This is a genomic window from Streptomyces tyrfis (assembly GCF_037034285.1).
Classification (GTDB): Bacteria; Actinomycetota; Actinomycetes; order Streptomycetales; family Streptomycetaceae; genus Streptomyces.
In genome coordinates this window covers 156040-180853 of sequence record NZ_JBAGJZ010000005.1, presented here as the reverse complement: position 1 = coordinate 180853, position 24814 = coordinate 156040, and the positions used below count along the sequence as shown (strand labels likewise).

Below are 24814 nucleotides of genomic sequence, written 5' to 3'. Positions count from 1 at the left end.
CGCAGGCCAGGGGCGTGCGGCGGAACGCGGGGCGGGTGTTCCACAGGGCGGCACAGCCCGTGGCACGACCGGTCCCGAGGAGGTCTGCTGTGGCATGCCCGAACGGACCGCCGAGCCGTCCGGCCCCCTCTCCCCTCGCCCGTACTCCTTGAACAGACCTGAAGGGACGGCCCGTCATGCAACTCAGCGGACTGGGATACTTCGGACTCCGGACCCGGCGCCTCGACGAGTGGCGCGCCTTCGCCGAGGACGTGCTCGGACTGTCGGCGCGGACCACCGAGGACGGGCTGCGGCTGCGCGCCGACGACCGCGCCTGGCGGATCGCCCTGCACGAGGCCGACGCCGAGGAGTTCGGCTACGTCGGCTGGGAGGTTCCGGGGCCCGCCGAACTCGCCGCGGCGGCCGCCGAGCTGGCCGAGGCCGGCGTCGAGGTCCGTCACGCGGACGAGGAGCTGCTCCGCGAGCGGGACGTCCTGGGGCTCTTCCACCTCGATGACCCCAACGGCGTGCGCGTGGAGATCTTCTACGGCGCCCGCACCGCGACCACCCCGTTCGTCTCGCCGACCGGCGCCCGCTTCGTCACGGGCGAACAGGGCCTGGGGCACGTGGTGTTCTCCGTCGAGGACTACGCGGCGACGCTGCGGTTCTACACCGAGCTTCTCGGCTTCCGGCTCTCCGACTTCTGCGACCTCGGCCGCAAGCGGATCGCGTTCCTGCACACCAACCCCCGCCACCACTCGCTGGCGTTCGCCGGGCTCGTCGTCGAGCCGGAGCGCAAGCCGCGCAAGGACGTGGAGCCGGGCGAGCTGTTCCACTTCATGCTGGAGACCGACACGCTCGACACCGTCGGGTACGCCTACGACCGCTGCCTGGCCGGCGCGGCGCCGCTGGCCCTGACGATCGGGCGGCACAGCAACGACCGGATGCTGTCCTTCTACGCCGTCACCCCGTCCGGCTTCGAGGTCGAGTACGGGTACGGCGCCATCACCGTCGACGACCCGTGGACCGCGACCCGGGTCGACGGCACCAGCCTGTGGGGGCACCACCGCACGGCGCGCCCCGCCGCCCCCGCCGGACAGGAAGGAGCGAAGGCATGAGCGACCTCCGCCGCACCCCCGCCCCCGCGGTCGACGTCTCCGGGTACTTCGACCTCGACAACGGTCTCGTCGACCGCACCATCTTCGGCGACACCGCCCTCTACCAGCAGGAACTGCGCCGCGTCTTCGCGCCGAGCTGGCTCTTCCTCGCCCACACCTCGCAGTTCCGCAGGCCGGGCGACTTCTTCACCACGTACATGGGTGAGGACCCGGTCATCGTGACCATGGACAAGGAGCGGCGGATCCGCGCCTTCCTCAACGCCTGCCGCCACCGCGGCATGCGGGTCTGCCGGGCGGACGCGGGCGCGACGAAGGCGTTCACGTGCAGCTACCACGGCTGGGCGTACGACACCTCCGGCGCACTGATCAACGTCCCCAACCGCGAGGGCTATCCGGAGGGCTTCGACCAGAGCCGCTGGGGCCTGACCGAGGTGGCCCAACTGGACACGTACCGGGGGCTGATCTTCGCGACCTGGAACCCGGACGCCCCCGCGCTGACCGAGGCGCTGGGCGGGATGACCTGGTACATGGACGCCATGCTGGACCGCGACCCGGAGGGCACGGAGGTCATCGGCGGCGTCCACAAGTGGGTGCTGGAGGGCAACTGGAAGCTCGCCGCCGAGCAGTTCTCCTCCGACTGGTACCACGTGAACATCTCGCACGCCTCCGCGCTGATGGTCATGTCGCCCAGCGGCAAGGGCCCCAAGGCCGGGATCGCGCAGACCCCGGGACGCCAGTACACCGACCCGAACGGGCACGGCGCCGGCTTCCCGACGCACCCCAAGAGCCGTTTCGACGACCGGGTGGTGCACCAGTACTACGACTACGACCGGCTGCGCGAACGGCTGGGCGACGGCCGGGTCGAGGGTCCGATGACGACCGGGCACGCCAACGTCTTCCCCAACTTCTCGTATCTGCCGGTCAACGGCAGCATCCGGGTCTGGCACCCGAAGGGGCCGGACAAGATGGAGGTCTGGGCCTGGACCCTCGTCGACAAGTCGATGCCCGACGAGGTCAAGGACGCCCAGCGCCTGTACAACCTGCGCACCTTCGGGCCGACCGGCATCTTCGAGCAGGACGACGGCGAGAACTGGAGCGAGTGCCAGGCCACCGCGCACGGCTTCATGGCCGGCGGCATGACCCTCAACTACCAGATGGGCATCGGCATGGGCGCCGAGGACGGCGTCCACCCCGGCACCACGGGACACCTGTACTCCGACGGGGCCGCGCGCGGCTTCTACACCCGCTGGCGCGACCTGATGAACACCCCGGCCTGGCACGAGAAGGCAGCTGACGAACGATGACCTCCGCCGAATCCACCGACACCGCGCTCACCTCCGTGCGCGTCGCCGCCGCCGGCGGCATCGAGGAGGGCGAGGCCCTCCGGGTGCCCGCCGAGCAGACCGGGCACCACGACGCCATCTCCGTCTTCCACGACGACGGGGCGTACTACGCCCTCGACGACACCTGTTCCCACGGCCAGGCGTCCCTCGCCGACGGCTGGATCGAGAACGGCGAGGTCGAGTGCCCCCTGCACAGCGCCCGCTTCTGCCTCAGGTCCGGCGAGCCGCAGTGCATGCCCGCCACCCTCGCCGCCCGGACCCACCGGGTCGAGGTCGTCGACGGCGAGATCTGGCTGCACCCCGGGCAGGAGCCGACGTCATGACCAGGATCGCCATCGTCGGCGCCGGGATCTCCGCCCTCTCGACCTGCGACGCCCTGCGCGACGGCGGCTTCGACGGCGAGATCGTCCTGCTGAGCGACGAGGAGGGGCTGCCCTACGACCGCCCGCCGCTGAGCAAGGACGTCCTGAACGGCGCCGCCACCGCGCGGGAGCACATCGCCCTGCGGCCCGCCGAGTGGTACGAGAAGCGGCGCGTCGTCCTCCGGTCCGGCGCCGCCGTCGCCGCCCTGCGCCCCGACGAGGGCGTGCTGGAGCTGGCCGACGGCGCCGAACTGACCGCCGACCGCATCGTGCTGGCCACCGGCGGCACCGTCCGCACCCTCCCGGTGCCCGGCGCCGACGACCCGGCCGTGCACACCCTGCGCACCTGGGCCGACGCGGAGCGGCTGCGGGCCCGGCTCGTCCCCGGCGCCCGGATCGCCGTCGTCGGGGCCGGGCTCATCGGCGCCGAGACCGCGGCGGTCGCCACCGCGCTGGGCTGCGCGGTCACCCTGATCGACCCGGTGCCGGTGCCCCTGGCCTCCGTCGTCGGCCCGGAGATCGCCGGGGCGCTGCACGCCCGGCACCGCGCCGAGGGCGTCGACGTCGTCACCGGCGGCGTGGCGCGCGTCGACCGCGCGCCCGGCGCCGACGAGGTCACCGTCACCGTGACCGGACGCCCCGAGCCGGTCACCGCGGACACCGTGGTCGTCGGCATCGGCATCCGCCCGGCGACCGCGCTGGCCGAGGCGGCGGGGCTCGCCGTCGACAACGGCGTCGTCGTCGACGCGACGCAGCGCACCTCGCACCCGCGGGTGTACGCGGTCGGGGACGTCGCCCGCCGCGGCGACGACCCGGTGCGGCACGAGCACTGGGACGCCGCCCGGAACGACGGCCCGGCCGCCGCCGCCGGACTGCTCGGCGCGGCCCCGCCCGCCCGGGGCGCCTCGTGGTTCTGGTCCGACCGGTACGGCAGCCGGCTGGAGGGCGTCGGTTCGATGGCCGACGCCGAGGAGACCGTCGTCCGGGGCGATGTCGCCTCCGGCGCCTTCACGGTGTTCGGGCTGCGCGGCCCGGTGCTGGTCGCCGCCGCCGCGATCGACCGGCCCAAGGACATCAAGGCCGCCCAGCGGCTGATCGACCGCGCCGTGCCCGTATCCGCGGAACGGCTCGCCGACCCGGCCACCGAGCCGCGTGCCCTGCTGCGCGGCTGAACCGGCCCCGCCCACGCCCCTCCGCCCCTCTCCCCCGGCCTCCTCATGGCGTGTGCCGCCCAGCGGCACACCCGCTCCCCGCACCCGCCGCCGTGCAATGGAATGGCCGACACAGCGCGGCACGCAAGGAGGATCCATGAGCATCCACACCACGGAGTCCGCCGCCCCCGCGGGCGGGCCGGCCCCGGACGATCTGCTGCTCCACTTCGAGGTCCAGCGCTTCTACACCCTCGAAGCCCAACTCCTCGACCAGCACCGGTACGCCGACTGGCTGGAGCTGCTCGCGGACGACCTGCACTACTGGGCGCCCGTACGCACCAACCGGCTGCGCCGCCAGCAGTCGCTCGCCGACGGCTCCCCCGGCGAGGTGGCGATCTTCGACGAGACGAAGGACAGCCTCGCCTGGCGCATCCGGCGGTTCGACTCCGGCATGGCCTGGTCCGAGGACCCGCCGTCGCGCACCCGGCACCTGATCACCAACGTGGCCGTGCGTCCCGCCGACGAGGACGGCGCCTACGTCGCCGAGTCCGCCTTCCTGGTCTACCGCAACCGCCTGGAGCGCGAGGTCGACCTGTACGCGGGCGGGCGCACCGACCTGCTGCGCCGGGCCGCCGACGGCTCCCTGCGGGTGGCCCGCCGGCACATCCTGCTCGACCAGAACGTGCTGCTCGCCAAGAACATCAGCACCTTCCTCTGACCCCCGGCGCCCGCCCCGGCGGGCCCGCCGGCCCGCCCCGCATCCCCGACGTCCCCCGCACCACCTGGAGTTACCCGTGGCCTCTGCCCGCGACGACGCCGCCGCACAGCCGGAGATCGTCACCCACACCGTTCACACCTCGCTGGGACCGGTCTCGGTCAGCGAGGCGGGCGAAGGCCCGGTGCTCGTGATGCTGCACGGCGGCGGACCCGGCGCCGACGGCCTGGCCAACTACCGGCACAACCTCGCCGCGCTCGCCCCGCGCTTCCGGGTCGTCCTGCCCGACCAGCCGGGCTTCGGCGGCAGCTACCGCCCGACCGAGGAGGACCTCGACGCCCGTTCCATCACCGAGATCACCGTCGACGCCGTGCTGCAGGCGCTGGACGGACTCGGCGTCGAGCGCTTCCACCTGCTGGGCAACAGCCTCGGCGGCGCGGCCGCCCTCGCCATCGCCCTCGCCGCCCCCGAGCGCGTCGAGAAGCTGGTGCTGATGGCCCCCGGCGGCGGCTGGCTGCCCTTCGGTCCCACCCCCACCGAGGGGCAGAAGGCGATGTTCCGGTACTACAACGGCGAAGGCCCGACGGTGAAGAAGATGCGGGACTTCGTCCGCGTCATGACGGCCGAGCCCAAGCGCTGGGAGGACACCGTCCAGGCCCGTTACGAGGCCTCCCTGGACCCCGGCCACATCGAGTTCTACCACCGGTACAACGCGGCGTTCGCCAAGCGGCACGGCATGGACCCGCTCTGGCGCGACGTGCACCGGATCAAGGCCCCGACGCTGCTGCTGTGGGGCCGCGACGACCGGACCATCACCCTGGACGGCGCCCAGCTCATGCTCAAGCAGATCCGGGACGTCCAACTGCACGTCTTCGGCGGCTGCGGCCACTGGGTGCAGCTGGAACGGCAGGCCGAGTTCGAGCGTCTCGTCACCGACTTCCTCCAGGAGCGCTGAGCCATGGCCGAGCCCGTACCGAACACCCCGGCCGCCCCGGCGGCGGGCTGGCTCGCCGGTGACGTCGCCCTGATCACGGGCGGCGCGAGCGGCCTGGGCCGGGCGATCACGCTGCGCTACCTCGCCGAGGGCGCGTCGGTCGCCGTCCTGGACCGGGACGCCGCCCAGCTCGCGGCGCTGGTCGAGGCCGCGGGCGAGCACGGGGACCGGGTGCTGCCGGTCCGCGGTGACGTACGCTCGACGCAGGATCTGCACGAAGCGGTCGCGGGGACCGTCGAACGGTTCGGCAGACTGGACGTCCTGGTGCCCAACGCCGGGATCTGGGACTACCACCGCAGCCTCACCCGGCTCTCGGGCGCGGAGCTGGCCGAGGCGTTCGACGAGATCTTCGCCGTCAACGTCAAGGGCTATCTTCTCGCCGTGGAGGCGGCCTGGCGAGAGCTGGTCGAGACCCGAGGCAGCATCATCATGACGCTCTCCAACTCCTCCTTCCACACCAACGGCGGCGGCCCGGTCTACACCGCGAGCAAGCACGCCTGCCTCGGCCTGGTGCGCGAGTTCGCCTACGAACTCGCCCCCAAGGTCCGGGTCAACGGCGTCGCCTGCGGCGGCATGCGCACCCAGTTGCGCGGCCCGGAGAGCCTCGGGCTCTCGGAGCGCAGGATCGAGGACTCGTTCGCCCGCGCCGAGGCCGCCGGCGCCCGCCCCCACGTGCCGCTGTACGAGGCGAGCGTGGAGCCGGAGGACTTCACCGGGACGTACGTCCTGCTGGCCTCCCGCCGCGACAGCGGCAACATCACCGGCGCCGTGGTCCCCGTCGACGGCGGCATCGCCGTACGCGGATTCCGCAGCGCGGCAGGCGGCGGCGACCTCTGAGCCGGCAACGGCCGAACCGACCCCGCACACCCCCGGGAGCCACCCCCTCCTCGCTCGCCCCCCGCCCTCTTCAACGCCCCCTTTCACGCCCACCTGCCGACAGCCACCGAAGGAGCCGTTCGGGTCATGGTCGACATCAGCCCCGCCGCCGCCGTGCAGCGTAGAGCCCGGTACGACGCAGCCGCCACCGCCCTCGTCTACGAGGGCCGGACCATCACCGCGGGCACCCTCGCCACCACCGTCAGCCGACTGGCCGCGGGCCTCGCTGCGCGGGGGCTGCGCCGCGGCGACCGGGTGGCGTATCTGGGGCTGAACAGCGCCACCCTGTTCGAGGCGCTGCTGGCGGCCACCCACCTCGGCGCGGTGTTCGTGCCGGTCAACCACCGCCTGGCGGCCGACGAGGTGCGGCACATCCTCGCCGACTCCGGCGCCCATACGCTGATCGTCGAGGAGAACCACCGCGCGCTGGCCGAGTCGATCCTCGCCGAGATCCCGGTCCGCCGGCCGGTACTCGTCGACACGGACCCCTCGTGCCCGGCCGCCCCCGCCCCGCCCGCCGTGTGGACGCTGCTGTCCGAACTGCTGTCGTCCGACGCGGGACGGGCGGCCGCCGTGCCGGTGTGCGACGACGACCTGGCCGCCCTGATGTACACGTCGGGAACGACCGGCCGCCCCAAGGGCGTCATGCTCACGCACGGCAATCTGTGGTGGAACGCGGTCAACGTGGACTCCATGGTCGACACCCGCCCCGACGACGTGAACCTGGCCGTCGCCCCGCTGTTCCACATCGGCGGGCTGAACGCCCTCACGTTGCGCACCCTCACCCGGGGCGGCACGGTCGTCGTGCGCCGCTCCTTCGACCCCGAGCAGTGTCTGACCGACCTGGTGGAGCACCGGGTGACCAGCATCTTCGCCGTGCCGGCCATGTTCGCGGCGCTCGCCCGGGTGCCGGGGTTCGCCGAGGCGGAGCTCTCCGCGCTGCGGGCGGTCATCGTGGCGGGCGCGGCCGTCCCGCCGCGGCTCATCGAGGACTACGCGCACACCCACGGGGTCCTCCTCCAGCAGGCGTGGGGCCTCACCGAGACCGCCCCGTTCGCCACCTATCTCCCGGCGGCGCTCACGCTGACGAAGACCGGTTCGGCCGGGCTCCCCATGCCGTACACGGAGGTGTGCCTGATGGCCCCGGGGCGGGGCGGCGTCATCGAGGAACCCGAGGTGCGCGGCGAGATCTGCGTGCGCGGCCCCAACGTCGTCAGCGGCTACTGGAACAACCAGGACGCCACCCGGGAGGCGTTCGACGACGCGGGCTGGTTCCACAGCGGCGACATCGGCTACCGGGACGAGGACGGCCACTACTTCATCGTCGACCGCCTCAAGGACATGATCATCAGCGGCGGGGAGAACATCTATCCCGCCGAGGTCGAGCGGGTGCTGAGCTCCTTCCCCGGAGCGCTCGAAGTCGCCGTCGTGGGGGTCCCCGACCCCAAGTGGGGAGAGACCGTCGTCGCGGTCCTGGTCTGCGAGGCGGGCGTCGAGCCGTCGCTGGAGGAGGTGCGCGACTTCGCGAGCCGTCAGCTCGCCCGGTACAAGCTGCCCACCCGCCTGGTGGTCGCCCCCGAACTCCCCCGCAACGCGGGCGGCAAGCTGCTGAAGGGCCGGGTCCGCGACATCGTCGTCCGCCGGACGACGTCCGCCACGGACTGACCCCCGCGGCGGACACGGAACGACGGCGGCCACCCCGACCTGCCCCCGCGTCCGCCGCCTCCCCCTTGTGGCTCGCCTGCGCTCTTGTGGCTCGCCTGCGCTCCCTCCGAATCGTCGGCCCCGCCACCCCTCCGGCCGCCCTGCTCTCCCGGATCTCCCTGCCCCTCCTGTTCCTCTGTCCCTTGTCCCTCTGTTCTTCCTGTTCTTCCCGTCGTCTGTTCTTCCTGCTCTTCCTGTTCTTCCTGCTCTTCCCGGCCCCTGCCACGAAAGGCCGCCGATGTCCCCCCACGCCCCGAGCCACGGCCCGCAGCCGGTTCCCGCTCTCCCCGGCACCGTCGGCACATGGACCCTGGCGCCCGCACCGCCCACGCCCCCGGAGGCCGGCCCCGCCCGCCTCACCCCCACGGGCGTCGCCCGCGCGTACACGGCCCTGCGCGACGGCGGCACGCCCGCCTTCCGGGTGGAGATCCGACGCGTGCTGACCCACCCGCTGCGCGGCTGCTACCCGGTGGGCGCCCACGACCTGCTCCTCGCCCTCGTTCCCCTCTCCCCCCGGCCCTCCCCGGCCGCGGCCTCCCTCCTCGACGCGCTCACCGAGGCCCTGTTCGCCGCGGACCCGCGCTGCCGCCGCGTCATGGCGGCCCCGGACGTCGACGACGCCCCCGCCCATGAGCGCTACGCCGCGGGACGCTTCCGCACGGTCGCCGAGGCCGACCTGCCGGAGCGCACCGTGACCCTGATGGTGGTGGAACCCCCGCGGATCACCGGCGTCTCCACCGCCCTGGACGACATGCCCCACTGATTCGCTCCGTACCGCAAGGCCCGCTCGGGCCGCCGCGTCCCCGCTCCGCAGCGCCGTCTCGCCCAACGGGAGTTCCTCGTGCGCCCGCATCGGCGCGCGGACGCGCATGAGCGAACGAGTGGCCGGTCCATGCCCGGCACCCCGTCGGCCTGGGAAAACAGCGGAAGTCCACCTGGCAGTGGCGCCCGGCGGCGCCCGCGCGTGGGAGATTTTCCCAGAGTTCGGCGGTGACACGTCGGATTGCGCACCGGAGGGACACCTGGCGGGTGTCTGCGTCGCCTGCCTGCCGGTGACCACCGTGGCCGTCAGTCCGCCGCTGATCCACCGGGCGTTCGGGGCCGGCACGGCGCGACTGTCCTGGGTCTCGGACGCCTTCGTGCTTCCGGTGGCCGCCCTGATTCTCACCGCCGGTGTCTTCGGTGACGTGCACCGCCGCAAGGTGTGTCTGTCCGGCCCGGGGCTCGGCATCGCGGGCGCCCTGGTGTCGCTGTGCGCCTCGTCCGTGCACATGTCTGGCTGGGACAGGCGCTGACCGGAGCCGGAGCCGCCGCGCCGCTGCCCGTGACGCTCGCCGTGATCGGCATGCCGTGCCCGACATCCGTGAGCGCGGCGGTACATCGGCTGGTGGACCACCAGCATGCCCGGCCGGCAGTACGGCCATCCGGCCCACGTTGCGGTTGTCCTCGCCGGCGCCGTTGGCGTTGCCCCACACCACGTCGCCGATCGCGGCGCGGTCCAGGCCGGGCGCCCGGTCCAGCAGGCTGGTCAGCGCGGTCGCGGCGAGATCGTCGGGGGCGTCCCGGCGAGGGCTCCGCCGAAGCGGCCGAACGGGGTGCGCACCGCCGCGTAGAGGCAGGCGTCGCTCACCGGGCGCCTCCTCCCCCGGCAGCCACCGGATCCTCGACCGACGCCGAGGAGAGCGGGACCGGCGTGAACATCTCCGGCTCCTCGTCGGGTGTCAGCGCGGTCGGGCCGTACAGCCAGTCCACGAACGAGTAGTCGTAGGCGTCGCGCGCGCGCAGCAGTGCGTTGCGCTGCTCGCGGGGGACGCCGTCGAGGTGCCACAGCTCGCCCCACGCGCGGGAGGTGGTCAGCACGCGGCGGCAGTGCTCGGGGCGGACCGCCTCGTAGGCGGCGAGGGCGGCGTCCCAGTCGACCGTGCCGTCCTCGGCACGACCGCGGGCGACGTGCTCGCCCAGCACCCAGCCGTCCTCGATCGCCATGATCGCGCCCTGCGCGATGTACTGCAGCGGCGGATGCGCGGAGTCGCCGAGCAGCACGACCCGGCCGTGCACCCAGTTCATGATCGGGTCGCGGTCGAACATCCGCCACCACTTGTCCCGCCACATGAACGGCAGGCCCTCCCGGACGAAGTCGGAGGTCCCGGCGAAGGCGGCGTCGAGCTCGTCGGGCGTGCCCCAGTCCTCCTGTCCGGCCAGCGCCTTGGGCGACTCGAAGACGGCGACCTGGTTGAGCAGCTCGCCCCCGCGCAGGCCGTAGTGCACGAAGTGGCAGCCGGGCCCGACGTGGACCACGACCTCGCTGAGGTCGACGGACCGCACCCGTGGCTGCTCGGCGGGCACGGTGCCGCGGTAGGCGACGTACGCCGAGGAGACGGGCTCGTCGTCGACGAGCAGCTTGCGGGCGAGCGAGTGCAGCCCGTCGGCCGCGATCACGACGCCGGCCTCGTGGCGCTCGCCGGAGGCGAGGGTCACGCGGGCGCCGCCGTCGGCGTTCTCGTACGAGATCACCTGCGCGTCGGTGACCAGCTCGACGCCGGCCCGCCGGCACGCGCGCAGGAGCAGGCCGTGCAGGTCGCTGCGGTGGATGACCAGGTACGGGTAGCCGTAGCGCTTCTCCAGGTCCCGCAGGTCGAGCCGGGTCAGCTCGTCGCCGTCGACGGCGTCGCGCATGACCATGGCGTCCGGGACGACGCCGAGGCTCTTGGCCTCCACCAGGAGGCCGTAGTCGTCGAGGATGCGGGTGCAGTTGGGCGCGAGCTGGATGCCGGCGCCGACCTCGCCGAAGGCGGGGGCGCGCTCCAGCAGCCGGACGCTCCGGCCCTGGCGGGTCAGCGAGAACGCGACGCCGAGGCCGCCGAGACCGCCGCCGACGACGATCACATCAGGTTGGGACATGATTCGAACTCCTCAGAGCCACGGGCCGAGCTCGGGGGCGTCGGCGAGCGAGTGCGGGCGACCGGCCAGCCAGGCCGCGACCTCCGGCAGCGGCCCTTCGGGCAGGCCGGTCAGTCCGCGCCTGTCGCGGATCTCGGCGGCCAGCGCGGTCAGGAAGCCGTCCGGGAGGTCGGCGAAGGCGGTGCCGGCGCCCAGGTCGACGGCGTGGACGCACACCTCGCGGGCGCGCATCCACGGCAGTTCGGTGGCACGGACGGTGCGGCCCTGGGCGGTGACGACCGGGTGCCGCCACTGCTCGTCGGTGAGGCGGTCGAGTCCCTCGGCGAGCCGGTGCGCGGACGAGGTCAGCCAGGACCGCAGCTCGTCGGCCGACAGGTCCGGACCCTTGGCGATGCCGGCGGCGCGCTCCTCGGCGGAGGCGTACATCGGCGTCTCCTCTCCGGTGGCCGCCCAGTGGACGAGGTTGCCCAGGGCGTCGGCGTTCGCGGCGACGTGTGCGACGAGGTGCTTGCGGGTCCATCCGGGCAGCGCGCTGTCGGCCGAGAAGCCGGCCTCTCCGAGGTCCGCGACGGCGTCGAACACCAGCTGCGTGCCCGTGCGGGCCCACGCGCGCGCGTCGGCGAGCGTCCGTGCGGCGCCCGTCATGCCTCGACCACCTTGTTGGTGCAGGCGCCCAGGCCGGAGATCTCGGTGACCACGGTGTCGCCGGGGAGCAGGAAGACCTTCGGGTCGCGGGCGTTGCCCACACCGGCCGGGGTGCCGGTGGCGATGATGTCCCCGGGGCGCAGGGTGATCACGGTGGAGATGTACTGGACGAGGAAAACCGGGTCGAACAGCAGCGTGCCGGTGTCGTCCCGCTGCATGACCTGCCCGTCGACGACCGTCCTGACCTCGAGCGAGGGGCGGACGCCGCCGACCTCGTCAGGGGTGACGACGTACGGGCCGACCGGGGTGGAGGCCTCCCAGATCTTGCCCTGGGTCCACTCGATAGTGCGGAACTGCCAGTCGCGCACCGAGATGTCGTTCATGACGGTGAAGCCCGCGATGGCGTCGGCCGCCTGCTGCTCGTCGGCGCGGCGCACGGCCCTGCCGATCACGATCGCCAGCTCGACCTCCCAGTCGAGCGCGTCGGTCTCGGCCGGCTTGGCGATGTCGTCGTCGGCGCCGAGCAGGGTGTCGGCGAACTTCGGGAAGAGGGTCGGGTGGTCCGGCAGCTCCCGGCCCATCTCCTTGATGTGGTTGGTGTAGTTGTGCCCGACGCAGATGATCTTCGACGGGTTGGGCACGACCGGCGCGAAGTCGGCGCCCTCGACGGGGTAGGCGGTGCCGGCGTCGGCGGCGGCCCTGATCTGCCAGTCGGTCTCGGCGAACAGTTCGCCCAGGTCGGCGTACCCGAGATCGACCAGGCGGTCGCCGTCGAGGCGGACCGCCCGGGTGCCGTCGGCGGTGCGGATGGTGGCGAGCTTCATGGTCAGGCGTCCTTCTGCGTGCGGTTGAGCCGGAGCGCCTCGAAGACGGGCGCGTCGGAGAAGCGGAAGAGGTCGAGGGCTCCCTCGTCGGAGTCGGTCGCGTCGGCCTCGGACCTGGCGGCGAACGGCTCCCACGACGGGACGACGAACAGGTCGCCGCGGGTCACCGTCCAGGACCTGTCGCCGACGGTCACGACTCCGGAGCCGTCGAAGACCTGGTACACGGACGAACCGGTCTCGCGCACCGGCGCGGTCTCGGCGCCGCGGACGATGCGGTGGAACTCGGCGCGGACGGTCGGCAGGACGTCGGAGCCGTCATGCGGGTTGGAGTAGCGCACCGCGGCGTGGCCGGGCTCCACGGTGCCGCCGAAGCCCGCCTTCTCCAGCAGGAGCTGGTCGCGGAGGGCGGCGTCGGTGTGTTCCCACTTGTACGACAGCAGCGGGCTGCCCGGCGTGGACGGGACGGCCGACAGCGGACGCAGGCCGGGGTGGCCCCACAGGCGCTCGGAGCGCGACCGCTCCGGGGTGATCCGCTCGGCGTCGCTGATCTCGTCGCGGCCGAACTCGAAGAACTGCGCCTCGGTGACGTACTGGAAGGGGATGTCCAGGCCGTCGATCCAGGCCATCGGCTCGGTGGTGGCGTTGTGGTGGGCGTGCCAGTTCCAGCCGGCCTGCGGGAGGAAGTCGCCGCGATTCATGGGCACCGGGTCGCCGCCGACGACGGTCCACACGCCCGAACCCTCGACGACGAAGCGGAAGGCGTGCTGGGTGTGCCGGTGCTCGGGGGCGTCCTCACCCGGCATGAGGTACTGGATGGCCGCCCACAGCGTCGGGGTGGCGAAGGGCCTGCCGCCGAGGGAGGGATTGGCCAGCGCGATGGCGCGGCGCTCGCCGCCGCGGCCGACCGGAACCAGGTCGCCGGCCTGGGCCGCCAGCTGCCGGAGCCTCTCCCAGCGCCACAGGTGCGGCACGGCGCGCGAGCGCGGGTGGGCCGGCATGAGGTCGCCGATCTCGGTCCACAGCGGGACGAGCAGTTCCTGCTCGAAGCCCCGGTAGAGCTCTTCGAGCGCCGGGGTGACCTCGGGCTGCCCCTCTGCGGCGACGGCCTGGAGCCGGACCGGGGAACCCGTGGCGGTGTCTTGGGTCATAGAGGTCTCAGTCACGGCATCAGCGTGCGCTGTTTCTGCTGGAAGAACATATGAATTCTGGAGAGCGGAATCGAAGGCCGTGCTGCGGACGGGCCGCCGAGGAGGCCGCCGCCCTGCCCGGGCGGCTCACCGCCGGGGCGTGGGCAGCCCCTGCGGGCCGGCTCCCGGGAGGCATGGCGCTCGCCACGGCACGCGGAAACGCCGGGACGGGCGGAAACACCGGGGCAACCGGAGCGACCGGAACTGCGGCAACCGGAACCACCGGGGCGGGCGGGAACGCCAGGCGGCCGGGCCCAGGACGCCACCGGGACGGCCGACACGCCGACGCCTGACCCGTCCGACGCGCCGGCCCGCCCGCAGCGCCGGCCCGTCCGAAGTGCATCGGGACGCGGCGGACGGGCCGTGCGAGCGGCCTCGGCCGGCCCCTCGCCCGCCCCTCCCTCCGTCAGCCGTCGGTGACGGGGGAACCGGCGTCGCGCCGCAGGCCCACGGCGGCAAGCAGGGCGCCCACGAGGCACAGCAAGGTGGTGACGAGCACGGCGGTGTGCACCCCGTTCATGAAGGCGTTGCCGCTGGGTCAGCACCGAAGAGCGTGGAGCCCACACGGCTGCTGATCAGCGAGATCAGCACGGACGTGCCGAGGGCGCCGCCGATCTGCAGCGCCGTGGACTGCAGACCACTCGCCACCCCGCCGCCCCTGACGGGCGCGTTGCCGACGATCGCGTCCGAGGACGCCGACATGACCATGCCCACCCCCAGACCGATCAGGACGAACGGCGGCCACATGGCCGCGTACGAGGAGTGCGCGTCCCAGGCCAGCATGCACAGGGACGCCACCACCTGCAGCACCATGCCGGTCGGCATGGACAGCCGCGCGCCGAACCGCTCCGTCAGCGCCGCGCCCAGCGGCGCCGCGCCCCAGCCCCAGGTCTCGCCCTTGATCACGCCGAAGACCAACGCCACCAGGCCCACGCCAGCAGGATCACGCCGGGGATGTCGAATCGGTGCTGGCCGGTGGAGGACTTGCTCCGCGGCAGCACGAACGCGCTGAAGACCAGGGCCACGACACCGATGGGCGCGTTGATGTAGAACACGGACTCCAGTTGACGCGCTCGGCCAGCAGGCCGCCGACAATCGGTCCGAGCGCGGTCGAGCAGGAGGCCACCATGACCCACGGGCCCACCGCCGTGCCGAACTTCTCCGGAACCTCTCTGGAATTCCGTGTTGTGTTAAGGAACATGAAACACTTGAAAGGTCATCTGCACAGGCCAGCAAGGCTGCGCGCCACACTGACGGTGGTGAGGGCGACGGCGTCGATTCATACCGACTTCTCTTCCTTCCCCTGAGTGGCAGATGGGCCGTCTCCGGCCGCCTCCTCGCCACGGGCTGCGAACTCCATTTCCACGCCGAGCGGTTGCAGAAGCCCCACGTGTGCAGATCATGGTGCCGCATGCCGCCGACAGGCACCGAGTTGATGCACTACTGTCCCGCCCTGCCGGCTGCAGCGGAGCCGGCAGGGCAGTGCCGACTCCACTCACCTGGGAAAACGTGATCTTCCTGGCGGCCTGAACGGTCCGGGCGCGGGAATTGCCGCAGAACCATCCCACTTTCAGTTGCCCCCGGGAAGTTGGGATGTGAGACTCCTCGTGGTTCACGTTCATTCCCGAAGAGGCTGCGAACTCCACTCCACCCACAACGGGACGATACGAACCGACGGCACCTCAGCGTGTTGCAGCGCACGTGCCGGACCATGGTCTGATGAGGGTCGCCCCGCGCAGGGTGCCCTTGCCGATCACAGCCTCGCGGCTAATACCAACGCGGCTCTACACCCATGCCCGGCCGTTCGACAACCGAGGGCGCCGTTCTCCACCCAGCGGGGCCTCGCGCTCACCTGCCACACCCACTTGAGCCGGCAAGCACCTCTGCCCCGTCCAGACAGGACGGGGCAGAGGTGCAGCCATGCGGGCTCATGCAGCAATGGTCAGCGGAACATCCAAGCGCTCCCAGGCCCCGAGCACGGCCTTATGCGCGTCCGGCTGCAGGTGTAATGGTGGAGTTGGGTATCGGAACTCTCTGAATGCCCCCCCCCGAAGCTCTGCGCGGGGCTCCGGCGTGCTGCGGACCGGTATCAGGTCAGGTCGGTGCGAGGGTCGATAGCCCAGTGGTTGGTTTGCAGGACTCGACCGGCGAAGGGCACGTCTTGCTTGCCCAGGAATCGGAAGCCGAGGGCGCGGCAGATGCCGTTGGACGGGGCGTTGGTTGTTGCCGGAAATGCATGTATCAGCCCCCACCGGCCGTCGTCGCGGGCCAGCTCAAGCAGCGTGCGGACGCCCTGCTTCCCGAGTCCCCGTCCCTGGTACTCCGGCAGCACCATCCAGCCGATCTCGGAGATGCGCTCGCCGTCTGCGTCGTGGGGCCACAACGTCACGGTTCCCGCGACCACGTCCAGCTCGGCCTCATCGGGCACGATCATCTTTGTCCAGTCGGTGTCCGCCGCCATCCGTTGAACATCACGTTGGACCTTCGCCTCGATGCCTTCGCGAGGCAGCGGGCCGCCCAGCTCGGCCATCATGACCGGGTTACATCGCATCCGGACGTAGGCGTCGACATCGCCGTACTCAACATCACGTAGCAGCATCTATGTTGCTCCCTTGTCTTTGGATTCAGACGTCATGGTGACAGCGGCTGACCTCGGCCGCGTAGGCGCTCCAGTCCCCGGCGGCGGCTCGCTGCCATTTGACGGCGGCGGTGATGTCGATGCCGAGGGTGCGGGCGAGGACGGCGGCGGGCAGCTCGGTGGCTGGCTGGAACAGCGCGGTCGAGCGGGCTTCCGCGAGCCGGATGCCGAGTTCGCGGAGTCGTTCGCCCATGGCCCAGGCGCTGATCGGACGGCCGGGCTGGCCGCCGGGGAAGAGCCAGGGCGAGTCTGTCTGGGCGAGGACAGCATGGCTGCGGAGAGCCGCGACCTGTTGCAGGGCCAGGTCAGCGACGGATGCGGGAAGCTCGACCGGGACGGCGCCGAGGCGGATGTGGACGGTTCCGTCCGTCTCCTCGATGTGGTCGATGGTGAGCCGGGAGATCGCTGCGGGCCACCGGGCATAGAGGAGCAATAGCAGGCCGGCGAGGCGGTCTTTGGGTTTGAGGGTGTCGTCGTGCAGCAGGCGGCGGGCGGTGTCCCAGCGGGCGTCGTCGCTGGTCATCCAGCGTTCAAGGTCGGCCTGGCGGCAGGTGGCCAGGGCGAGGTCATGTTCTTCGAGCCAGTCCAGGAGGTGGACTGCCGCCCGCAAATGCTGGCGGGCGACCGTGAGCTGGTAGTGCGTGATGTCCTTGCCGCGGCTGCGTCGGCGCAGGAGATGCCACGTCGCGTACCGGTGCAGGATTTTCCGTCCCTCGGCCGTCGCGTGGGAGGAGACGAGGTCCTTCACGTGCCGTTCGAGACGGACCATCTGCTCATCTCGCTGGGGCAGGACTCCGGTGGCGACGAGGACGCTGCGGATGTGCTCGACGACCTTGCCTTCAGGGAGCTCGTCCAGGGCCTTGTGAGTGAGAGGCCGGCGGCCGGAGCCAAGATCGGACAGGACGGTGGAGACGATGCCCTTGGAGAGCCAGCGCATCGCGGTGCCGGCCCGCTCGGTGTCGGCCAGGGCGTCGTGAAGGAGCTGTAGCTTCGGGTTTATGAAGCCGCTGTCATCGGCGAGGAGTTCGTGGAGCCGCTGCTTGAGACTGCAGCGGGGGCACGGTCCCGGTGCGTGCAGCAGTCCCAGTCGACTGGACGCGAACGAAGGAGGGCAGGCGCAGCATCGCCTACCTGCGCCACTCTTGTGGATCAGTCCAGGAGCTCGGCGTCGCTCGCGATGCAGGCCGAGAGCTCATCGGCGGTGCAAGAGCGTAGTCCGGAACGCAGACCATCGGCTGTCAGAGATCAGCCTCCCAGCTGTCCTCTGTTCACGCCTCTGGCAGGGTCGGCTGCGACCACTGCGCCAGCGGAACCGGGCCCCCGCCCAGCAGGCTACGCAGCACGAGCGCATCCTCCTCACCGAAAGGCCGCAGAAGACGGAGCGCCGTCCCCAAGAGATCGGCGTAAATGAGCAACGCCCGAGCGCCCGGCGGGCCGGCCGTCTGCGTGGAGAAGTTACACCTCAAGGCGTACCCCCCAGGTGTCACGGCCAGAGCCTCCACGACCCCCTCCTCCTGCCCCAGCGCCGCACTGATGCCGTCCAGCTGCGGGTCGTTGGTGACATCTTCGCCAGGCGAGTCGTATCCGATTCTCCGGTTCGGCGTCATCATGCGAATCGACGTGAGCGTAATGCCGTGCCTGTTCGCCCGCTCACGTACCTCCGCCAGCAACGGAACCTCACGTTCCTCAGGAAACTCCAAGTCCTTGCGGCTGCCGGCGATGTACGCGACGAAATCCGGACCTTGCAGGGCCAGCCGTCCTCGGTCCACCGTCCAGCGCCAACTGCCACCCGCGCCACGACCTTCGACGACCATGCAGACATGGGCCTTCCAGACACCGACGGCGCTACGCATGAGGTGTTGCAGGTTCTCGGTGTCCGTGATGCCGCTGTCGAGCAGTGGCTTGATGTCCACAAGCGGCTGAATGCGCCGCCAGAAGTCTTCGTCCTGGATCTCCTCCGAGGACAGCAGCAGGTTCAAAGAGGTGGCGTCAAGGGACGAGCGCAGCGGCGCATTGCCGGGGAAGTCCGTCATCGACCGGCCACTGCCTTGCCACATCGCGGCCATGAAAGTGGCGAGCCGATGGGCCACGCCCGGGGTCGTACGACGGCTGAGCGAGGTGAGGGCGGCACGCGTCGGGGCCTCCCGGCCCTCACGAGCCGCACCGACTCCCAGGTCCACCGAGGCGAGGAACTGTTCCACTTGGTCCTGTCCCATAATCCCGCGGCCGCCTTCGACGATCGCGTCGGAAGCCAGTACGACCGGCGAGCGGGTCGTCGAGTGGGGAGGCAGGGCCCCGAGTCCGAAGGGGTCCAAAACGAGCGTCTGTCGCTCCCCCGCGATGTCGTCCAGTCGGGCCCACGAAGGACCCTGCCCGACCTGCCCCAGCGGTACGACGAGCGGTTGCTGCTCTCGTTCGAGCAGCAACACATCGTTGGCGAGGAGAACCGGATCGGATGAAGTCCGGAGATAGACGCGTCGTTCAGCCGCACCACGGCCGTTCTTCCACGTCATCAACAGGTCTGGAACATAAGTGTGGTTGAAGAAGGGGGTTCGGATGATCTCGGCTGAGGGATGCACTGCAAGCAGCCGGCGCTGCACCACATCCTTGACCCGTTCGACGGCCTCACGGGGATCAGGGTGGTCGAGCGCGCGATCGATCTCGGGTGCGACCGGTGTCACCATGATGTCTTCCCCTGGCTGTTATAGAAACGGGCGACGACTCCACGCCAGTCGTCAAGCGGAACGAGCTTCTCCTGCTTCTCCGACATGACGACGATCCAGAGCCGCGCCGACAGCTCATCGACGATCTCGTCCTTGATCAGTTCCCGGGCCTCGTCTAGATCTTCCGTGCCCAGAGCACGAGCCGCCTCGGCGAGAACGGCCTCCCGGATCGTGTCCGGTGCCGTGAGCACATCCCAATCGCGTGCACGGAACGGCGCCCAGCTGATCCACATGTAGTGATCGCCGAGCATGTAGTCCTTGCTGAGCGCGACATAGCACTTGGCCAGAAAGCTCTTATACTCCGTGCCTTGATCACTTGAGTTCCGTCGCCATTTGACCTCGGCGCAGAACATCTGGCCATCCCAGTCTCCGCCACGCATGACCCCGCCGAGGTCGTAGGAGAACTGCTTCTCATTGCCGTGCGGCCAGTGGAGGGTGAGCTTCTTCGCCCAAGCGCCGTCCGTATTGGTGTACGACTGGGCCACGCGCATGGTGCTCTCAAGCCATCTCTTCGCCCGCTGGACAGCCTCTGCACCTACAAGGTGCGCTTCTTCACCTGGCACCGGAAAAGGGTGCCTCAGCCAACTTTCCGCTTCAAGTGGTTGAAACCGGCCAGCCGCTCACTGGCTTGCGACGGGCACTCCCTGTGTACTGTGCGCAGCGGGGCTGCGTACCCGAACCATGCCTCTGCCCCCCTGCGTATGCACGCCGCATGGCCCTCTGCTGGGGAGACTCTGGGGAGAACCAGCCTGCTCTCCAGGGCGCGGCTGCTCTCTGTGGCGGCCTCAAGGCCAAGAAGCCGCCCTCTTCCGGCGCCTCCCGGTCGGCGACCGCCTCGGGGGACTCGCCCCTCGTGTGCGACGACGGGTCTCCGAACTCAGTTAGCTGCGGGCATCGCGGACCGCCTCCGGCCGGACGGACTCTGCTTCCACCTCCGCCAGCCGCTCCGCGGCGAACCGGACACCCGCGTCTTGCGCCTGGCGCAGGACGAGTTGCGCTCCTGCGGTGTCGCCGCATTGTCGGCGGATGGCGGCGAGTGGCAGGAGGAGGTTCGGGTTTCCCTGGCGGATCGCTGGGACCAGGACCTGTTCGGCGGCCTCACGCTCGCCGCGGGCGGCACGGGCACGTGCGAGGACTTCGAGGAGGGCTGCGGAACGGGCGGCTAGGTCCTCAGCTTGTCGTGTTCTTCCCGTGGTCTCCAGGATGCGGACGAGGTCCTGCTCCGCGCTCGGGTCCCCCTCCTGGAGAACGCGCCAATAGAGCCGCTCCGCTCGCTTGAGTTCGCCTGCCTCCTCCCGCAGTCTGGCCAGCTCTGGCAACGCGTGGCGCACGCCGAGGTTGTACGCCCTCCAGAGCAGGCCGGCGGCCGATCGGTGGTCACCCTTGCTGCGGCGGATCATGCCCAGGCCACGCAGAGCGTTCGTCTCGCCCAGAGAGACGGCAATCTCACAGAAGTGTTCGGCGCGGGCTGTATCGCCCTCATTCTCATACACCCAGGCAAGTTCGCGAGGGGCGTTCCTGTCGCCCGCCTTTATGGCGTGCAGGAACACCTCGATCGCCCGAGGCGTATCCGTGTACATGTAGCTCCAGGCGAGCCCGGTGAAGGCTTCACTATTGCCGGCTTGGAACGATAGCGTCGCGAGGTTGAGGGCCCGCTCGTGTTGGTCCTGATCGGCCAGCCATCGAGCCTGGTGCTCAACTACCCGGGCTCCGAAGACGCCTCGGTCTAGGACTGCCTCGTACAGCTGCGCCGCAGGCGTGTCGTCTCCACGCTGGGACAGGACGGACGCGAGCCCCACAGCGGCGTCGAACCTGCCGCTGGACTCCGCGGCCTTTCGGTACCAACGTTCCGCCTCGTCGAGCCGTTGCGCACGCTCGTACCGCCAGGCCAGGACGACTCGAGCCTCGGCGTCGCCGATCTCGGCGGCCAACTCGAAGTAGGACAGAGCGTCCTCATCCTTGTCGTGTTCCTCGAGCCATAGGGCGAACATGGACAGGGCCGCACCCTCGCCGTCCTCCGCCGCCGCCATTGCCAGGGCCTCGGCATCCTTCGTCCTGCCGCGGGCCAAGGCTTCACGGCTCAAGGCGACCTTGTCCCTCGCGCTGGCGGCATACCGGACGGCAGCAGACCAGAATCCTGCACCCGGGCACTCCATTTGGCGATGTCTTCTCGCGTGTAGTTCAACGAAGTCCGAGAGTCGGTAGTGGCTCGGTTCCAGTGAATTCGGCAGGGACGAGCCCGCAGCCGGGGTCAGGGGCCCGCGTACGCCCCGGCACGGGGCCGACAGGTACTCCACCGCTCGCAGGAACCAGTCGGGCCGTGCCAGATCACGTTGTAACGAGGTGAGGTACACCGCAGCAGCGTCCTTGAGGAAAGCGTGGGGGAGATCGAGACCGTGGCCCAGTCGGCGGGCGTCCATCGCTGCCTGCAGCACCGCGCGGGCTGCGGGGGAGCCTGTCTCGTAGCGCTCCAACTGGGCGGGGCCGCCAGCCAGGTACTGGATGACGTGTCCGCTCTCTGCGAGCCGTGCAGCCTGCAGAATCCGTCTATCGGTGCGCTCAGGCTCTGCGGTGAGGGTGGAGAGCTCGTCCTCACTGAGCATCTCCGGTACTCGGATCCAGCACCTGACCAGCAGGGCTTTCGTCTGAGCGCGTTCGTCGCGTGGTGCGGTGGTCATCGTGGACCAGTGCTCGTGCCAGGCCGTGCCGAGGACAAGCACAGGTGCGGATCGAGCACTTCGGAGCAACTCGATGAGCCTGCCAGCAACCTGTTCGTCCCGATCGGTATCGCCGGAGAGGAGGTAGCGGTTGATCTCGTTGAGCCACAAAACCGTTCGGGGAGCCACCAAGTCGATCGAATCGAGCAGGTCGCCAGGGCCGGCCGGGTGCCATAGTCGCCATCCCCCGGGCAACCGCTGAATCGCCTCCCATGCCGCTCGCGTCTTTCCCGTGGAGGAGTCTCCGAGGAGCACCCTCATGACGCTTCGCCCTGTGAGGACCAGGTCCACGGCGGTGCCGAGTTCGTCGTCGAAGGGCCGACGGAAGTATGAGGGAAGTGAGCCATCGTCCGTCGTGTGGTCGACAGTGACCGCCTCGTGGACCTCCAGGCCAAAGGGGTCGGCGGCGGCAAGTGGGATGCCCGGACCAACCAGGCCGTCCGCGCTCTCCATGCATGAGAGCTCCCCCAGTGCCTCGTGGTCGCAGAACCGGCGAGCAGCTTCGTCTCCGAAGTAGCGGGCCACGATGAGCGGCCGGCTACGGAGCAAGATCCCCAGGTGCTCTGCATCCCAGATCTCACCCAGGGCCAGCTCCGGATGCCGGTCCTGATAGTCATGGGCCAGGTCCCGCACTTGGGTTCGCGTTCCCCTGCATGAGGTGACGATGACCAGGCGCGCCGCGCCCTGAGGGCGTGGGCCGTGGACGAAGGTGTCCAGCGCCTTCCTAGCGTTTGTCTCCGTGAACCGGGTCACTTGCTTGACCTGGAAGGCGTGCCACCCACCGTCCGCCGCACGCCCAACGATGTCGACACCGCCCTGCGCCTGCCCCGGCGTTCCGTAACGGTGGCAGGGCGACAGAGACTCCACCGCCTGCACAAGTTCCCAGACCAACCGCTCGAAGTCATCCCAAGGCATATCACGGAACGGGAGGAAATCGACCTTCTTGTCGATCACCACCGGCTGCCGTGAGAACTGCCCCACACCAAACCCCCGCTCGATTCGTTGCGTCGTCACGCGGGCCACAGGTTAGACCGGGGGACTGCCACGTCGTCGACCATAACTGCTCGCGGTTCAAGTCGCTCCGCTGACCAGCGGTGAATCACCTTCTGAGACCCCATAGGCGGTGAGAATCTGGGGAGAATGGAGCCCCGCTGGGGAGCGGCTGGGGAGGATCAACCGCATCAATGGGCAGCACGACGAAAGGGCAGGAATGACGGATCGGTGCAGACCAGAGGGCCTCTCCAGTCAATTCCTGCAGGTCAGCGCACTGAGGGCGAGGACTTCAAGAAGATCTCTTCGCTCGTAGAGCAGCACTCCCTCTCGGAAGCGCACGCGCCGAAGCCGCTCCCGAAGCATCAGAACAGCGGAAACGCGTCCCTGACGACCATCAGGACGAGCGTCATCTCAGCGTCAAGATATCGCCCGTAACGCCCACACGGCACATACCGCGCACCCACAAAACCGCAGGTCAGGCGTCCTTCTTCACCGGCTCCAGAATCGCCACGCACTCCACATGGTGCGTCATCGGAAACAGATCGAACGCCCGCAGCGTCCGCACCCGGTAGCCGCCCTCGCGGAAGTACGCCAGGTCGCGGGCCAGGGCCGCCGGGTCGCAGGCGACGTAGGCGATGCGGCGGGCGCCCAGGCCCGACAGGTGATTGATCGTGGCCCTGCCGGCGCCGGCGCGCGGGGGGTCGAGGACGATGAGGTCGGTCTCGGTGATGCCGGTGCGCGGGAGGATCTGGTCGACCTTGCCCTGCTCGATGCGGACGCGGTCCAGGTCCTTGAGGTTGTGCCGGGCGTCCTCGACGGCTCGCTTGCCGGACTCGATGCCGAGGACCGCGCCCTTCTCGCCGACGCGCTGGCCGAGGGCGCCGGCGAACAGGCCGACGCCGCAGTACAGGTCGAGGGCGGTGTCGCCCTTGCGGGGCAGCAGGCCCTGCATGACGGCGCGGACGAGGGTGTCGGCGGCCTGGGGGTGGACTTGCCAGAAACCGCCGGAGCCGACCCGGTAGGTGCGGTCGTCGGCGCGTTCGCGGACGAAGGCGCGGCCGTGCACGCGGTGGACGCCGCCGTCGCGTTCGTCGACGCGCATCACCGAGACGGGCTTGTCGAGCGCGACGAGGGGAAGCCGGGCGCCGGGCCTGGGGGTGAGGATGACCTGGCGGTCGTGGGAACCGGTGGCGGCGATGGCCTCCACCGAGGCCATGCCGGGCCATTCCCGCTTCTCGATGCCGAGTTCGGTGACGCCGGGGGCCGCGATCAGGCAGTGCTCCACGGGCTGCACGTCGTGCGAACGGTGCTTGCGCAGGCCGGCGCGGCCGTCCTCGTCGACGGCGTACTGGACCCGGGTGCGCCAGGCCGGCACCTCCCCCGCGGGAAGCTTGTCGCCCTCGGCGGGCATGACGGTGCCGTCCCAGCCCGCCTCCTCGGGGGTGAGCCCTGCCAGGCGCCGGAGCTGTTCGGCGATCACCTCGCCCTTGAGCCTGCGCTGGGCGCCGGGCTTGGCGTGCTGCCAGTCGCAGCCGCCGCACCGGTCCGGGCCCGCGTACGGGCAGGGCGCCTCGACGCGGTCCTTGGACGCTTCGAGGACGCGTACGGCGTCGGCGCGCAGGAAACGGGAGTCGCTCGTGCCCTCGGTGACCCGGGCGACGACCTTCTCGCCGGGGAGCGTGTGGCGTACGAAGAGGACCCGGCCCTCCTCGGTGCGGGCGATGCAGTGGCCGCCGTGCGCGACGGGCCCGACCTCGACCTCGTACTCCTCCCCGACCAGCGACGACGTGGGTTCGTTCTGCATGAGGGGGTGGCTCCAGGGTTCGGGACGGGACGGCCGGGCGACGGCCGCGGGTGGGCCGGACGACACGCGGTCGGCCGGACGACGACCCATGAGTCTACGTGGGTCGTCGTCCGGCCCTCACCACGTGCGGGCCGCGGGCC

Annotated in this window: 20 protein-coding genes and 2 pseudogenes; 10 read left to right on the top strand and 12 right to left on the bottom strand. The window is 70.7% G+C overall.

The features are described from left to right. The first annotated feature begins 176 nt into the window (after window positions 1-176). The 10 genes from WA762_RS06040 (at window position 177) to WA762_RS35645 (ending at window position 9537) form a co-directional block, all read left to right on the top strand. Window positions 177-1097, top strand: a complete 921-nt coding sequence (locus WA762_RS06040; protein ID WP_335933562.1) for a VOC family protein — start codon at window positions 177-179, stop codon at window positions 1095-1097. After that, window positions 1094-2401: an aromatic ring-hydroxylating dioxygenase subunit alpha gene (locus WA762_RS06035; RefSeq protein ID WP_335933561.1), complete on the top strand. Its 1308-nt coding sequence runs from the start codon at window positions 1094-1096 to the stop codon at window positions 2399-2401. The genes WA762_RS06040 and WA762_RS06035 overlap by 4 nt, the downstream gene beginning before the upstream one ends. Further along, on the top strand, window positions 2398-2763 hold the full coding sequence (locus WA762_RS06030) for a bifunctional 3-phenylpropionate/cinnamic acid dioxygenase ferredoxin subunit (protein ID WP_335933560.1): 366 nt from the start codon (window positions 2398-2400) through the stop codon (window positions 2761-2763). Before WA762_RS06035 ends, WA762_RS06030 begins: the two co-directional genes overlap by 4 nt. Continuing rightward, window positions 2760-3974, top strand: coding sequence for an NAD(P)/FAD-dependent oxidoreductase (locus WA762_RS06025; RefSeq protein WP_335933558.1), 1215 nt, complete (start codon window positions 2760-2762; stop codon window positions 3972-3974). Before WA762_RS06030 ends, WA762_RS06025 begins: the two co-directional genes overlap by 4 nt. Before the next feature lie 136 nt (window positions 3975-4110). Continuing rightward, window positions 4111-4671, top strand: coding sequence for a 3-phenylpropionate/cinnamic acid dioxygenase subunit beta (locus WA762_RS06020; protein WP_335933556.1), 561 nt, complete (start codon window positions 4111-4113; stop codon window positions 4669-4671). Between the two features lie 76 nt (window positions 4672-4747). After that, entirely contained in the window at window positions 4748-5623 is an 876-nt protein-coding gene (locus WA762_RS06015; protein ID WP_335933555.1) for an alpha/beta fold hydrolase, read from the top strand. Between the two features lie 3 nt (window positions 5624-5626). After that, the gene (gene hcaB / locus WA762_RS06010) at window positions 5627-6499 is read left to right on the top strand and encodes a 3-(cis-5,6-dihydroxycyclohexa-1,3-dien-1-yl)propanoate dehydrogenase (RefSeq protein ID WP_335933554.1); all 873 of its coding nucleotides are present in this window, start codon (window positions 5627-5629) and stop codon (window positions 6497-6499) included. 126 nt (window positions 6500-6625) lie between these two features. Then, window positions 6626-8203 (top strand): acyl-CoA synthetase, encoded by a 1578-nt coding sequence (locus WA762_RS06005; protein ID WP_335933553.1) that lies wholly within the window; start codon window positions 6626-6628, stop codon window positions 8201-8203. Window positions 8204-8480: 277 nt separating this feature from the next. Continuing rightward, window positions 8481-9005 carry a GNAT family N-acetyltransferase gene (locus WA762_RS06000; protein WP_335933551.1) on the top strand — a complete coding sequence of 175 codons (525 nt, stop codon included), beginning with the start codon at window positions 8481-8483 and terminating at the stop codon, window positions 9003-9005. Between the two features lie 289 nt (window positions 9006-9294). Next, window positions 9295-9537, top strand: coding sequence for a hypothetical protein (locus WA762_RS35645; protein WP_443080528.1), 243 nt, complete (start codon window positions 9295-9297; stop codon window positions 9535-9537). Here WA762_RS35645 and WA762_RS05990 read toward each other — a convergent pair. The 12 genes and pseudogenes from WA762_RS05990 to WA762_RS05935 form a co-directional block, all read right to left on the bottom strand. Beyond that, window positions 9526-9872, bottom strand: a pseudogene (locus WA762_RS05990) (thiolase family protein); the annotation flags it as partial. The gene WA762_RS35645 and the pseudogene WA762_RS05990 sit on opposite strands and share 12 nt — an antisense overlap. Next, window positions 9869-11128 carry an FAD-dependent oxidoreductase gene (locus WA762_RS05985; RefSeq protein WP_443080526.1) on the bottom strand — a complete coding sequence of 420 codons (1260 nt, stop codon included), beginning with the start codon at window positions 11126-11128 and terminating at the stop codon, window positions 9869-9871. The pseudogene WA762_RS05990 and the gene WA762_RS05985, both read right to left, overlap by 4 nt. A gap of 27 nt (window positions 11129-11155) precedes the next feature. After that, the gene (locus WA762_RS05980; RefSeq protein WP_335933549.1) at window positions 11156-11788 is read right to left on the bottom strand and encodes a maleylpyruvate isomerase N-terminal domain-containing protein; all 633 of its coding nucleotides are present in this window, start codon (window positions 11786-11788) and stop codon (window positions 11156-11158) included. Next, window positions 11785-12612 (bottom strand): fumarylacetoacetate hydrolase family protein, encoded by an 828-nt coding sequence (locus WA762_RS05975; RefSeq protein ID WP_335933547.1) that lies wholly within the window; start codon window positions 12610-12612, stop codon window positions 11785-11787. Before WA762_RS05975 ends, WA762_RS05980 begins: the two co-directional genes overlap by 4 nt. A gap of 2 nt (window positions 12613-12614) precedes the next feature. Then, window positions 12615-13760 carry a cupin domain-containing protein gene (locus WA762_RS05970; protein WP_443080525.1) on the bottom strand — a complete coding sequence of 382 codons (1146 nt, stop codon included), beginning with the start codon at window positions 13758-13760 and terminating at the stop codon, window positions 12615-12617. Window positions 13761-14205: 445 nt separating this feature from the next. After that, a pseudogene (locus WA762_RS05965) lies at window positions 14206-15012 on the bottom strand (MFS transporter); the annotation flags it as partial. Between the two features lie 876 nt (window positions 15013-15888). Next, entirely contained in the window at window positions 15889-16398 is a 510-nt protein-coding gene (locus WA762_RS05960; protein ID WP_335933545.1) for a GNAT family N-acetyltransferase, read from the bottom strand. A gap of 25 nt (window positions 16399-16423) precedes the next feature. After that, on the bottom strand, window positions 16424-17374 hold the full coding sequence (locus WA762_RS05955; protein ID WP_335933544.1) for a hypothetical protein: 951 nt from the start codon (window positions 17372-17374) through the stop codon (window positions 16424-16426). Between the two features lie 331 nt (window positions 17375-17705). Then, complete coding sequence (locus tag WA762_RS05950; protein WP_335933543.1) at window positions 17706-19121, bottom strand: hypothetical protein; 1416 nt, start codon at window positions 19119-19121, stop codon at window positions 17706-17708. Continuing rightward, window positions 19115-19651 carry a hypothetical protein gene (locus tag WA762_RS05945; protein WP_335933542.1) on the bottom strand — a complete coding sequence of 179 codons (537 nt, stop codon included), beginning with the start codon at window positions 19649-19651 and terminating at the stop codon, window positions 19115-19117. Before WA762_RS05945 ends, WA762_RS05950 begins: the two co-directional genes overlap by 7 nt. Window positions 19652-20041: 390 nt before the next feature. Continuing rightward, window positions 20042-22831 (bottom strand): restriction endonuclease, encoded by a 2790-nt coding sequence (locus WA762_RS05940; protein ID WP_335933541.1) that lies wholly within the window; start codon window positions 22829-22831, stop codon window positions 20042-20044. 514 nt (window positions 22832-23345) lie between these two features. Beyond that, window positions 23346-24674, bottom strand: coding sequence for a class I SAM-dependent RNA methyltransferase (locus tag WA762_RS05935; RefSeq protein ID WP_335933539.1), 1329 nt, complete (start codon window positions 24672-24674; stop codon window positions 23346-23348). Window positions 24675-24814 lie beyond the last annotated feature (140 nt).